Genomic DNA, 13,095 nt, shown 5'->3' with positions numbered 1-13,095 from the left:
TAAGCGTATGTTGCTATCAAATTTGGATTTATTAGCTACTGCGCCTGGCGGTGTGGCGCGGCTGCGTGGGTTGATCTTGACGCTGGCAGTGCAGGGCAAGCTGGTGCCGCAGGACCCCAAGGACGAGCCCGCGAGTGTGCTGCTGAAGAAGATTCGGGTGGAGAAGGATCAGCTGATTGCGGAGGGGAAGATCAAGCGGGATAAGGCGTTGGCGGGGATTGGCGACGATGAAAAGCCGTATGTACTGCCGGTCGGCTGGGAGTGGGTACGGCTCGGTGATTTGTGTTCGTATATTCAGCGAGGCAAAGGACCTGTCTATGCCGACCAGTCAGCGCATCGGGTAATTTCACAAAAGTGCGTGCGTTGGTACGGCCTTAATTTAGAGCCAGCGAGATTTGTCAATGCAGAGTCATTGACCAAGTACGAGGCAATCCGCTTTCTCCAAGCTGGGGACTTGCTCTGGAATTCCACTGGCACCGGCACCATTGGTCGTGCTTGTCTTGTGCCGACTGCGCAGGACAAAGCTGGATTGGTCGCAGATTCGCATGTGACAGTGGTGCGTCCAGTGCAACTCAATGGCTGGTTCCTGTGGCGTTGGATTCAAAGCCCTTATGTTCAAAACGAAATCGAAGGTTCTGCATCGGGGACAACTAATCAAATCGAGTTGAACACATCAACCGTAATCAATCATCTGGTTCCTGTACCTCCACTGGTCGAACAATCCCGCATCGTCACCCGCGTCGAAGAACTTATGCGCCTGTGTGATGCCCTCGAAGCCAAGGGCCGCCTCGAAGCCGCGCAGCACGCCCAACTCGTTAGGACCCTGCTGGGCAGGTTGCTGGACAGCCCCACGCCCACCATCCTGGCCGAGAACTGGCAACGCATCGCCACCCACTTCGACCTCCTGCTAGACCGCCCCCAAGCCGTGGATGGCCTGGAGCAAACCATCCTGCAACTCGCAGTGCGCGGCCTGCTGGTCCCCCAAGACCCTACCGACGAACCCGCCAGTGTCCTGTTGCAAAAAATCCGCCAGGAGAAAGACCGCCTGATCGCCGAGGGAAAGATCAAACGGGATAAGCCAATGCCGTCGATTGCGGAGGAGGAACAGCCGTTTGCGTTGCCTCGGGGGTGGGAATGGGCACGATTTCCTGATTTGTGCGCGATCGCAGGTGGGGCCACTCCCAGCAAGGCAGATCCGCAGAACTGGGAGGGCTCCATTCCGTGGGTTAGCCCTAAAGATATGAAAGTGCCATATCTCGGCGATGCGCAAGACCATGTGTCTGATGAAGCGGTTCGCGGAAGCCTTTCTCTGCTTCCTGCAGGTAGTTTGCTGATGGTCGTGAGGGGGATGATCCTCGCGCACTCCTTTCCAGTCGCAGAGACATTGGTCCCAGTTACGATCAATCAGGATATGAAGGCCATAACACCGTATGTGCCATCTTTGTTGTCCTTCTTATCATTGCTTTGCCGTGGCTTAAAACCAGAGATTCTCGGGTTAATTGATAGGTCTACACACGGAACGTGCAAGCTGGAATCGCCAAAGATATTTGGTATGTTGCTTCCCCTCCCACCCCTCGCCGAACAATCCCGCATCGTCACCCGCGTAGCGTCCCTGCGCCGCCTGTGCACCGACCTGCGCCAGCGCCTGTCCGCCAGCCAGTCCACCCAAGCCCATCTGGCCGAGGCGCTGGTCAGCAACGTAAGTTCAGGTCTGCCAGTCTCTTAGCCGGGCTTGGCACTCTGTGCTGGGCAGCCGTGCGCCACATTCCAGCATGCTCTTGAGCCCTACGGCGGCTGCTTGGGGTGTGGTCACTTGGTGGCTTACCAGCTGGTCTAGCAGCCATAGGGCACCAAAGACTTGCAAGCCGTCTTGTAGAGCCTGTTTGCGCAGGCGGCCATCCCCTGTGAGCAAGGGGCGGCCCGTGTCCTGCGCAAGCAGGTAGCACGACACATCGGCCAGCGAGCTGTTGTTGTGCGCGCCCATCAAGGCAAACAGGCGGGCGGTGGCAGCCTCGTTCAGGCCGTGCACCACCAGGCCGCGCTGGAGCAAGCTGTGGGGATCAAAGTCTTGCAGTTCAGCGAGTACAAAGTCGGTGCTGCACAACTGAAAAGGCAGGTCAAACAGCGCATCGAGCAAGCCCGCATTGCGGAAGTCGATCCAGATATTGGTGTCGCTGATATAGACCGGCTGGGTCATGCAGGTTCCGGTAGGCGGCTGAGGGTGGGGTCCAGTTCATCCACCCGGCACTGCATGAATTCTGCTGCACGCGAGGGGCTGAACAGGTCAGAAGCCAAACCGCGAAACACCAGGGATTCGAAGCGCCGTGGTTGCTCTGGGCGCAGTGGTTCTGGCTCTGCACTGCGCCAGCCGTTGCTGCTGAACTCAATAAATGCATGGCGGTATCCTGCATCGGTCAACAGGTGCAGGTCTTTCAGCCGTCGCAAGGCAACCTGCATAGACACCCCGTATCGGCGCTTGGCGTTGAGCAGCTCTGCGGCATACACCCGCCAACGCTTGTGTGCGCCAAAGTCCACCAAAACCCTGTCCGATGGGTACAGAAAAGCACCGGCAAACCGATGGCAAGCGCTTTCTCTGTCGGCCTCGGACATTGCGTCAGGAAACGCCATCACCCAGTGGCCGAGCTCGTGCGCGGCAGTAAAGCGCATGCGTTCGCCTGGGCGGTTGCGGTTGAGCGCGATGAGTACGTGCTGTTCGTCATCCGTTGCGGCACATGCGCCATCAAAGTCGTCCACGCCGTCGAGCAAAGCCACCTTGATGCCTTGTTCCTCCAGCAGTTCGGTGAGGTGCGCCACCGCATCGCTACCGATTTGCAGGCGGTCGCGCAAGCGTTGGGCAGCCAATTCGGCCTCGTCAATGCTGTGGATGGGCAAAGATCGCGGGGGAAGCTGTTGTACTTTGCCGTCCACCGCGTCGAAACAGCGCTCTAAGGCAACATACCGCTCTAGGTGTTCGCGCATTTGCTCGGCAACCTGTTGCTGGCGGAACTTGGGCATCTTGGCCAGTTTGCGGAACTCCAGCGGCGCAAGTTGAATGGCATCGGCCCGGAAGAAGTACTCGGGTTTAACGTCGAGTGCCTTGGATAGTTGCAGTATGCGGGTCGAGTTGGGCAGGCTTTCGCCCTTCTCGAATTTGTTCAAACCCTGCTTGGTGATGTCGCCGAGGCGCTGTGCGAGCCCGTCAAGACTAAGGCCCCGCAGCAGGCGTGCTCGGCGGATACGATCGTGGATCATCGTGGCCTCCTAGTTGACAAGACTTCGATAATATCAAAATTCGTCAACCAAGCATCACCTGGTTTTCCATAGCCCCGGGGGGACTGGGGAAATCAAACGTCAATATTCCCCGCCCGCAGCGCATTCGTTTCAATGAACTCGCGCCGTGGCTCCACCTCGTCGCCCATCAGCATGGTGAACACGCGGTCGGCTTCGATGGCGTCGTCGATCTGTACGCGCAGCAGGCGGCGGACGGTGGGGTCCATGGTGGTTTCCCAGAGCTGGGCGGGGTTCATTTCGCCCAGGCCTTTGTAGCGCTGGCGGCTGGTGGCGTGTTCGGCTTGGGCGATGAGCCAGGCCATGGCTTGGCGGAAGTCGGTGACTTTTTCTTCCTTTTGGCGCTCGCCTTCGCCGCGCATGACCTTGGCACCTTCGCTCAATAGGTCTTTGAAGGTGTTGGCGGCCTCGGCCAGGGCGGCGTAGTCGGAGCCGTGCACGAAGTCTTGGGTGAGCACGCTGCTCTTGATGTTGCCGTGGTGGCGGCGGCTGATGCGCAGGATGGGTTTGTCGGTGCGCACGTCGAACTCACCGGCTACCTCGGCATCGGGCAGGCGGGCTTGCAGGGCGGCGGCGGACGCTTCGGCATCGGGCACGGTGTCCAGGTTCAGCGCTACGCCATCGGCCACCGAGCGCAGGGCTTCGGCATCCATGAAGTTTTGCAGGCGGGCAATGACGGCCTGGGCCAGTTGGTGCTTGCGCGCCAGCTCGGCCAGGGTGTCGCCGCTGAGGGTGCTGCCATTGTCACCACCGGTGTAGACCGAGGCGTGGACCAGCGCGATGCGCAGCAGGAAGCCGTCCAGGGCGCTGGCATCTTTCAGGTACAGCTCTTCCTTGCCGGCCTTCACCTTGTACAGCGGCGGCTGGGCGATGTAGATGTGGCCGCGCTCCACCAGCTCGGGCATTTGGCGGTAGAAGAAGGTGAGCAGCAGGGTGCGGATGTGCGCACCGTCCACGTCGGCATCGGTCATGATGATGATGCGGTGGTAGCGCAGCTTGGCGACGTTAAAGTCGTCGTTGCCGGTGGTGCCACCGGCCTTGCCGATGCCGGTGCCCAGGGCGGTGATCAGCGTCAGGATTTCGTTGCTGGTGAGCAGCTTTTCGTAGCGGGCTTTTTCCACGTTCAGGATCTTGCCGCGCAGGGGCAGGATGGCCTGGAACTTACGGTCGCGGCCCTGCTTGGCAGAGCCACCGGCGGAGTCGCCCTCGACGATGTAGATCTCGCACATGGCGGGGTCTTTTTCCTGGCAGTCGGCCAGTTTGCCGGGCAGGCCCATGCCGTCAAGCACGCCTTTGCGGCGGGTCATGTCACGGGCCTTGCGGGCGGCTTCGCGGGCGCGGGCGGCTTCGATGATTTTGCCGACGATGATCTTGGCATCGGCCGGGCGCTCTTGCAGGTAGTCGTGCAGCAGGCGGCTGACGATGTCTTCCACCGGGCCGCGCACTTCGCTGGACACCAGCTTGTCTTTGGTCTGGCTGCTGAATTTGGGCTCGGGCACTTTCACGCTCAGCACGCAGGTCAGGCCTTCGCGCATGTCGTCGCCGGTGACTTCGACCTTGGCTTTTTTAGCGATTTCGCTGTCGTCGATGTACTTGTTGATGACCCGCGTCATGGCGGCGCGCAGGCCGGTGAGGTGGGTGCCGCCGTCGCGCTGGGGGATGTTGTTGGTGAAGCACAGCACCTGCTCGTTGTAGCCGCTGTTCCACTGCATCGCCACTTCCACGCCGATGTTGGTGTTCTGGTCGCTCTGGCGGTCGCCCATGGCGTGGAAGATGTTGGGGTTCAACACCGTCTTGCCCTTGTTGATGAAGTTCACAAAGCCCTTCACGCCGCCCGCGCCCGAGAAGTCGTCTTCCTTGCCGCTGCGCTCGTCCTTGAGGCGGATCTTCACGCCGTTGTTCAAGAAGCTGAGTTCGCGCAGGCGTTTGCTCAGGATTTCGTAGTGGAAGTCGGAGTTGGTCTGGAAGATTTCCAGGTCGGGCGCAAAGTGCACTTCGGTGCCGCGCTTCTCGGTGTCGCCAATGATGTGCATGGGCGAGACTTCCACGCCGCCCACGGTCTCCAGCAGGCGGTTTTGCACAAAGCCTTTGCTGAATTCCATCACGTGGATCTTGCCGTCGCGGCGGATGGTCAGGCGCAGCATTTTGCTGAGTGCGTTGACGCAGCTCACGCCCACGCCGTGCAGGCCGCCCGAGACCTTGTAGCTGTTCTGGTTGAACTTGCCGCCCGCGTGCAGCTCGGTCAGGGCGATTTCAGCGGCACTGCGTTTGGGCTCGTGCTTGTCGTCCATCTTGATGCCGGTGGGGATGCCGCGGCCGTTGTCCACCACGCTGATGGAGTTGTCGGAGTGGATGGTGACCAGGATGTCATCGCAGTGGCCGGCCAGCGATTCGTCGATGGAGTTGTCCACCACCTCGAACACCAGATGGTGCAGGCCGGTGCCGTCGCTTGTATCGCCGATGTACATGCCGGGACGCTTGCGCACGGCTTCCAGGCCTTCCAGGATCTGGATCGAACCTTCGCCGTAGGCTTCGGTGGCACCCGCCTGGTTGGTGTCGATGGTGGGCTGGAAGTTGGAGCTGTCGGCCGTGCTGTCACCCGTGTTCACCGCTTCCATGGATTCGGCATCGGTGGGGACGGGGGGGACGGGCGTGTGTTCTTCGGTCATGGCGGTCAAGGCTTACAAGGCAGGTGGGGGGACAAGACCCCCGAAGCTGAAAATTTAAATGAAATATGCCTCTGCCGCTTATGAATCAAGCGTGGGCAGCTATATTAGTTATAGCAATTAAATGCGCATCGGCATCACGACGTATTTGAAGTTTTCGTTCTCGGGAATGGTCAGCAGGGCCGAGCTGTTGCTGTCGCCCAGCGAGATGGTGACCATGTCCTGCTGCATATTGGCCAGCGCGTCGATCAGGTAGGTGACGTTGAAGCCGATCTCGATGCTGTCGCCGCCGTAGTCCACGTCCAGCTCGTCCACGGCTTCTTCTTGCTCGGCGTTGTTGGACGCGACGCGCAAGGACCCCGGTTCGACGTTCAGGCGCACGCCCTTGAACTTGTCGCTGGTCAGAATGGCGGTGCGCTGCAGGCTGGACAAGAAGGCCTGGCGGCCCAGGGTGATGTGGTTCTGGTGGTTCTTGGGAATCACGCGGTTGTAGTCGGGGAACTTGCCCTCGACCAGCTTGGTGACGAACTCCATGCCGCCGAAGCTGAACTTGGCCTGGTTGTTGGCAAACTGCATTTCCATCATGGGCTGGTTCTCGCCTTCGGCATCGCTGAGCAGGCGCTGCATTTCCAGTACGGTTTTACGCGGCAAGATCACCTCTTGCTTGGGCACTTCCACGTCCAGCGCAGCCGAGGCAAAGGCCAGGCGGTGGCCGTCGGTGGACACCAGGCTGAGCTGGTTGCCTTCGGCCACAAACAAGATGCCGTTCAGGTAGTAGCGGATGTCGTGCACCGCCATGGCAAACGACACCTGGCCCAGCAGGGCTTTCAGGGTTTTTTGCGGCACGCTGAACACGGGGCCAAAGTTGGCCGCTTCTTGCACCAGCGGAAAGTCTTCGGCGGGCAGGGTTTGCAACGTGAACTTGCTCTTGCCGCCCTTGAGGATGAGCTTGTTCTGGCTGGATTCGAGCGACACGGTCTGGTCGGCGGGCATGGTGCGCAGGATGTCGATCAGCTTGCGGGCACCCACGGTGGTGCTGAAGTCGCCCGCATCCCCGTCCAGCTCGGCGCTGGTGCGGATCTGGATTTCCAGGTCGCTGGTGGTCAGCTGCACCGTGCTGCCAGTTTTGCGCAACATCACATTGGCCAGAATCGGCAGGGTGTGCTTGCGCTCCACAATCCCGGCGACCGACTGCAGAACCGCGAGAACCTTGCTTTGTGTTGCCTTCAAAACGATCATGTCAACCCCATATTTTTTGAGAAACTAGCTTTTTGGAAAATACCGGCAGGCCCGATTTTCCCTGTTTTTATAACCTGCTTAACTAACCCTTCAAGGTTTGTTCCAGCACGTGCAATTGCTGGTTCAGCTCGGTGAGCTGCTGGCGTTCGCCGCCAATTTTGCGCACCGCGTGCAGCACCGTGGTGTGATCGCGGCCACCAAACAACTCGCCGATTTCGGGCAGGCTTTTTTGCGTCAGCTCTTTGGCCAGGTACATCGCAATCTGGCGCGGTCGGGCAATGCTGGCCGGGCGCTTCTTGCTGTACATGTCGGCGACCTTGATCTTGTAGTAGTCGGCCACCGTCTTCTGGATGTTTTCCACCGAAATCTGCCGATTCTGGATGGACAACAAGTCACGCAGGGCTTCGCGGGCCAGCTGGATCGACATTTCCTTCTGGTTGAAACGCGAATAGGCCAGGCACTTGCGCAGCGCGCCTTCGAGCTCGCGCACGTTGGAGCGCACGTTCTTGGCCACGAAAAACGCCACTTCTTCGGGCATTTCGGTGCCCTCGGCGCGCGATTTGTTGATCAGAATAGCGACGCGCATCTCCAGCTCGGGTGGCTCGATGGCCACCGTCAGCCCGGAGTCGAAGCGCGACACCAGCCGCTCGTGGATATCGGCCAGGCCCTTGGGGTAGGTGTCGCTGGTCATCACGATGTGCGATTTTTTGGTCAGCAGGGCTTCGAACGCGTTGAAGAACTCTTCTTGCGTGCGGTCTTTGTTGGCGAAGAACTGCACGTCGTCAATCAGCAACAGATCCAGCGAGTGGTAACGCTCTTTGAATTCGTCAAAAGTCTTGCGTTGGTAAGCCTTAACCACATCCGATACAAATTGTTCTGCATGGATGTAGAGAACTTTGGCATCGGGCCGGTCGGCCAGCAAACGGTTACCCACGGCGTGCATCAAGTGGGTCTTGCCCAGGCCGACACCGCCGTAGATAAACAGCGGGTTGTACAGCTGGCCGGGCGTGCCGGACACGTGCATCGCCGCGGCGCGTGCCATGCGGTTGGCCGTACCTTCGACCAGCGTATCAAAGGTCAGCGCGGTGTTCAGGCGGTTCTTGAATTGCGCCTGGGCCGGGTCTTCGGCGGCAGCGGTGGGCTCGGGAATCGCGCCCACGCCTTGGGGTGTTAATGCCGTAGCGTGCACACGCACCTGGGCTTCCCGCGGAGTAAGGACTAACTCAAGCGGAATGGTTTGGCCGTACAGTTTTTCCAGCAAGGCACTGATGCGGCCCACGTACTGCGCACGGATCCAGTCCAGCTTGAAGCGGTTAGCGACAAACAAAGTGACTTTGGAGAAGTCGTCGTTGACCTGTGCCACCAAGGGCTTGATCCAGGTGTTGAACTGCTGCTCGGGCAGTTCTTGGGCCAACTGTTCTGCGCAGGCTTGCCATAGGCTGTGGCCTGCGCCGGTGTTGGTGGGGGTTCCCTCTGTCATTGTGGGGGGTGTCTACTTCTGTGGATAAATGAGGGATCGGCGAACCGACCATTGTAGTTTGTCCCGCCCTTATCCACAATTTGCCAGATATGGCTTGCGCGCTGCCCACGCACGCCCCCTGCCGATATCTGTCTTGCCACGCGCCGAAAAATTTGCCATAATGCCGGGTTTCCCTGACTTAATTCATCTAGACAGTTTCCGGGCCTCGTGTGAATTTCCGCACGATTGAGGGCTTTGGGGTATCGAACAGATGGGTTGCCGGGCTTAGCGCCGCTGGTGCCAAGCTCCCAGCTTCAGGGTCCATCAAAAGGGCATTCAACCGCCCCCCATTTTTGGCAACGCACCCATAGGCGTTGCCAATCCGAACTCTTCTAGGATGTCATCATGAAACGCACTTACCAACCGTCGAAAATCAAGCGTGCCCGTACCCATGGTTTCATGGTCCGCATGAAAACCCGTGGCGGCCGTGCTGTCATCAACGCTCGCCGCGCCAAAGGCCGCAAGCGTCTGGCTGTCTAAGCTGGCGCACTGACTTCGGTCTGAAACCTGCCGTGCAGCGACTTAAAACGCGGGCGCAGTTTCAGGCCGTTTTAGCGGGTAAAACCGTGGCCCGGACACCGCATTTTGCGTTGCACCGTGCTGCTTTGGATGTGCATCCCGTGCCGCCCAAAACCACTGCTAAATCCACACCCTCTCCTACAGAGCCCGAGTCCACGCGACCGCAGGCTCTGTTTGGCGTTCAGGACGTGTGGGTGGGGGCCATGGCACCCAAGCGCTGGGCCAAGCGCGCGGTGACCCGCAACGCCATCAAACGCCAGATTTACCAGGTGGTCCAGGCTTTTGAGCCGCGCTTTCCGCAAGCGGCGCACGTGGTGCGCCTGCGTGCCGTGTTTGACCGCAAAGTGTTTGTCAGTGCCACGTCCGAGCCACTCAAGCTGGCGGTGCGTACCGAGCTGGAGCAGTTGTTTGGCATGGCCGCCACAAAGGCTACCCAAGCAGGGCCTGCGCCATGATGCAATCCTTGTTGATGGGTGTGGTGCGCGGCTATCGACTGCTGCTCAGCCCGTGGCTGGGTTCGGCCTGCCGTTTTGAGCCCACTTGCTCGGTGTATTCGCTGGCGGTGTTGGAGCGGCACGGCGCTGCAGCAGGTTCTTATTTGACGTTGCGGCGGCTGGCGCGCTGCCACCCCTGGTGCGAGGGCGGGCTCGATCTGCCTCCGCACGAGCGTCCCCGGCTTTTCTCTTACTTGCTTTCCTCCTCTTCACATAAGAAGTCTTCATGAACGATATTCGCCGAACCATCCTGTGGGTGATTTTTGGTTTTTCTATGGTGCTGTTGTGGGACAAATGGCAACTTTTCAACGGCCATAAAGCAACCTTCTTTCCCATGCCCGTCGAGCAGGCCGCTGCGGGTAAACCGGTCGCCGGGGCCTCGTCGGTGCCCGCACCGGTCGCCGCTCCCGCCGCCGGTGTGGCCCAGGTTCCGGTGGATCCAGCAGCACCAGCCGCTGTCAAGGAACAGGTCGTAGTGACTTCGGACCTGCTCAAACTGACGTTTGACACCGAGGGCGGCTCCCTGGTGCGCTCTGAATTGCTGGGCCAGGTGGATATGTTCGACAAGGCGAAGAACTTTGTCTTGCTGGACGACAGCAAAGAGCGCTATTACGCGGCCCAGACCGGCTTGATTGCAGGTGTCGGATCGGTTGGCGGCGCGGCCCTGCCCAGCCACAAGACCGTCATGACCCTGGTGCCCGGCGAGCGCACTCTGGCGGATGGCGCCAACGAACTGGTGGTCCGTTTTGAGTCCCCTGTGGTGAACGGCGTGAAGCTGGTCAAGATTTACACGCTGGCCCGTGGTGCCTATGTCATCAACGTAAAGCACGAAGTACAAAACGTCGGTACTACCGCTGTATCGCCCCAGCTGTACCTGCAACTGGTGCGCGACGGCAACAAGCCACCGGGCGAGTCCTCGTTCTACTCGACCTTCACCGGCCCTGCGGTCTACACCGATGCAATGAAGTACCAAAAGGTCGAGTTCAAAACGATCGAAGAGAACAAGGTCGATATCGAGAAGACGTCTACCTCTGGCTATGTGGCCATGGTGCAGCATTACTTTGCCAGCGCCTGGCTGCTGGGCGACGGCATCCAGCGTGATCTGTTCATGCGCAAGGTCGATACCAACCTGTACGCGGTCGGCATGATCACGCCGATGAACGACATTGCTCCCGGTACCAGCAAGTCACTGGATGCCCGTATGTTTGTGGGCCCGCAACTGGAAAAACTGCTGGAATCGCTGACCCCCGGCCTGGAACTGGTGAAGGACTATGGCTGGGTCAAGATCCTGGCCGAACCGCTGTACTGGCTGCTCGACCAGATCCACAGCGTGCTCAAGAACTGGGGCTGGTCGATTGTGGCCCTGGTCCTGCTGCTGAAAATTGCCTTCTACTGGCTTAACGCCAAGGCCTATTCCAGCATGGCCAAGATGAAGGCCATCAACCCCCGCATTACCGAAATGCGCGAGCGCCTGAAAGATAAGCCTGCCGAAATGCAGCAGGCCATGATGAAGATTTACCGCGAAGAAAAGATCAACCCGATGGGCGGTTGTTTCCCCATCATGGTCCAGATTCCGGTGTTCATGGCCTTGTACTGGGTGCTGCTGTCCAGCGTGGAAATGCGCAACGCCCCCTGGGCCATGTGGATCCACGACCTGTCGTCACCCGATCCCCTGTACATTTTGCCCGTCGTGATGGCCATGACCACCATGCTGCAAACGGCGCTGAACCCCGCACCACCCGATCCACTGCAAGCCAAGATGATGTGGTTCATGCCGCTGGCGTTCTCGGTGATGTTCTTCTTCTTCCCGGCTGGCCTGGTGCTGTACTGGATTACCAACAACATCTTGTCGATCGCCCAGCAGTGGCTCATCAACACCCGTATGGGCGTGCCACCACAGTTCAACTTGCCAAAGTTCAGTTAATACTGCCCTTGTGGTGCTCCAAAGCCGCTGAACCTTCGGGTTGGGCGGCTTTTTTTCTGGAAGGTTTCACACCATGCACAGCCGTACCAACGACCCCATCGCCGCCATCGCCACCGCCCCGGGCCGCGGAGCGGTCGGCATTGTCCGGGTCAGCGGCAAGCACATCGGCCCGGTCATCGAAGCCCTGTGTGGCCGCCCGCTGAAAGCCCGAGAGGCTACGTACCTGCCATTCCGCGACGCGGCCGGTGGCGCTATCGACCACGGCCTGGCCCTGCATTTCCCTGCCCCGCATTCCTACACCGGCGAAGACGTCCTTGAGCTGCAAGCCCACGGTGGGCCGGTGGTGTTGCAACTGCTGTTGGCGCGCTGCCTGGAGGCGGGTACGGCATTGGGCGTGCGCTTGGCCCAGCCGGGCGAATTTACCCAGCGCGCGTTTCTGAACGACAAAATCGACCTGGCGCAGGCAGAAGCCATTGCCGACCTGATCGATGCCAGCACCGAGGCGGCGGCCCGTAGCGCGGCCCGCTCACTGTCGGGCGAGTTCTCGCAGGAGATCCACGCCCTGCGCGACGGCCTGGTGCACTTGCGTATGCTGGTAGAAGCCACGTTGGACTTTCCTGAAGAAGAAATCGACTTTCTGCGCAAAGCAGACGCGCACGGACAGCTATCAAAACTGCAGCAAAAGCTATTAAACGTGATGCAGCGCACCCGCCAGGGCGCTTTGCTGCGCGAAGGCATCAAGGTGGTGATTGCGGGCCAGCCAAACGCGGGCAAGTCGTCGCTGTTGAACGCCCTGGCCGGGGCCGAGCTGGCCATCGTCACCCCCATCGCGGGCACCACGCGCGACAAGGTAGCCCAAACCATCCAGATCGAAGGCGTGCCCATCCACGTGATCGACACCGCCGGGCTGCGCCACAGCATGGATGCCATTGAGGCCATCGGCATCGAGCGTGCCTGGGCCGAAATCGAAGCCGCCGATGCCGTGCTGTTCCTGCACGACCTGACCCGCGCCGACCTGGTCGATTACCAGGCTGCCGATGCCGCCATCGCCACCGAACTGGCCCAGAAGCTGCCGCCCCGCGTGCCGGTGATCGACGTGTGGAACAAGCTGGACTCCCACCAAGCCGCCGCGGACACGCTGGCTCTCTCCGCCAAAACCGGTGCCGGGCTGGATGCCCTGCGCCGCAAGTTGCTGGAAGTGGCCGGTTGGCAAGCCTCGCCCGAAGGCGTTTTTATCGCCCGGGCCCGCCATGTGGAGGCCTTGCAGCGGGTCGAAGTACACGTGGATGCCGCAGTGGCGCATTTGGCCGCACAGGCGCAGTTGCTGGACCTGCTGGCCGAAGAGCTGCGTTTGGCCCAGAATGCCCTGAACGAGATCACCGGCGCGTTCACTGCGGACGATCTGCTGGGGGTGATTTTTTCCAGCTTTTGCATTGGGAAGTGAAT

General features: G+C 60.0%; 11 protein-coding genes. 6 read left to right on the top strand and 5 right to left on the bottom strand.

Features of this window, described 5'->3' with window-relative positions:
• The first annotated feature begins 7 nt into the window (after positions 1–7).
• Positions 8–1,726: a restriction endonuclease subunit S gene (locus tag AC097O_RS15365; protein WP_479593712.1), complete on the top strand. Its 1,719-nt coding sequence runs from the start codon at positions 8–10 to the stop codon at positions 1,724–1,726.
• Here AC097O_RS15365 and AC097O_RS15360 read toward each other — a convergent pair.
• From AC097O_RS15360 to dnaA, 5 genes are all read right to left on the bottom strand, one after another.
• On the bottom strand, positions 1,706–2,197 hold the full coding sequence (locus AC097O_RS15360) for a PIN domain-containing protein (protein ID WP_479593710.1): 492 nt from the start codon (positions 2,195–2,197) through the stop codon (positions 1,706–1,708). The two genes, AC097O_RS15365 and AC097O_RS15360, sit on opposite strands and share 21 nt — an antisense overlap.
• The gene (locus AC097O_RS15355) at positions 2,194–3,252 is read right to left on the bottom strand and encodes a helix-turn-helix domain-containing protein (protein ID WP_479593708.1); all 1,059 of its coding nucleotides are present in this window, start codon (positions 3,250–3,252) and stop codon (positions 2,194–2,196) included. Before AC097O_RS15355 ends, AC097O_RS15360 begins: the two co-directional genes overlap by 4 nt.
• 92 nt (positions 3,253–3,344) lie before the next feature.
• A complete protein-coding gene (gene gyrB, locus AC097O_RS15350) occupies positions 3,345–5,957 on the bottom strand; it encodes a DNA topoisomerase (ATP-hydrolyzing) subunit B (protein ID WP_479593705.1) in 2,613 nt (870 codons plus the stop codon).
• Positions 5,958–6,074: 117 nt separating this feature from the next.
• Complete coding sequence (gene dnaN / locus AC097O_RS15345; RefSeq protein ID WP_315208035.1) at positions 6,075–7,193, bottom strand: DNA polymerase III subunit beta; 1,119 nt, start codon at positions 7,191–7,193, stop codon at positions 6,075–6,077.
• Between the two features lie 82 nt (positions 7,194–7,275).
• Positions 7,276–8,673 (bottom strand): chromosomal replication initiator protein DnaA, encoded by a 1,398-nt coding sequence (gene dnaA, locus AC097O_RS15340; RefSeq protein WP_367848196.1) that lies wholly within the window; start codon positions 8,671–8,673, stop codon positions 7,276–7,278.
• 384 nt (positions 8,674–9,057) lie between these two features.
• Between dnaA and rpmH the strand changes: the two genes are divergently transcribed.
• From rpmH to mnmE, 5 genes are all read left to right on the top strand, one after another.
• The gene (gene rpmH / locus AC097O_RS15335) at positions 9,058–9,192 is read left to right on the top strand and encodes a 50S ribosomal protein L34 (protein WP_092757190.1); all 135 of its coding nucleotides are present in this window, start codon (positions 9,058–9,060) and stop codon (positions 9,190–9,192) included.
• 32 nt (positions 9,193–9,224) lie between these two features.
• On the top strand, positions 9,225–9,686 hold the full coding sequence (locus AC097O_RS15330) for a ribonuclease P protein component (RefSeq protein ID WP_479593701.1): 462 nt from the start codon (positions 9,225–9,227) through the stop codon (positions 9,684–9,686).
• Positions 9,683–9,955: a membrane protein insertion efficiency factor YidD gene (gene yidD, locus AC097O_RS15325; protein WP_315243905.1), complete on the top strand. Its 273-nt coding sequence runs from the start codon at positions 9,683–9,685 to the stop codon at positions 9,953–9,955. The genes AC097O_RS15330 and yidD overlap by 4 nt, the downstream gene beginning before the upstream one ends.
• Complete coding sequence (yidC, locus tag AC097O_RS15320; RefSeq protein WP_479593698.1) at positions 9,952–11,649, top strand: membrane protein insertase YidC; 1,698 nt, start codon at positions 9,952–9,954, stop codon at positions 11,647–11,649. Before yidD ends, yidC begins: the two co-directional genes overlap by 4 nt.
• 73 nt (positions 11,650–11,722) lie before the next feature.
• Positions 11,723–13,093 carry a tRNA uridine-5-carboxymethylaminomethyl(34) synthesis GTPase MnmE gene (mnmE, locus tag AC097O_RS15315; RefSeq protein ID WP_479593695.1) on the top strand — a complete coding sequence of 457 codons (1,371 nt, stop codon included), beginning with the start codon at positions 11,723–11,725 and terminating at the stop codon, positions 13,091–13,093.
• The last annotated feature ends 2 nt before the right edge of the window (positions 13,094–13,095 follow it).

It is taken from the genome of Rhodoferax sp. LS1P39, assembly GCF_056521425.1.
This window is presented reverse-complemented; position numbering and strand designations above follow the sequence as displayed.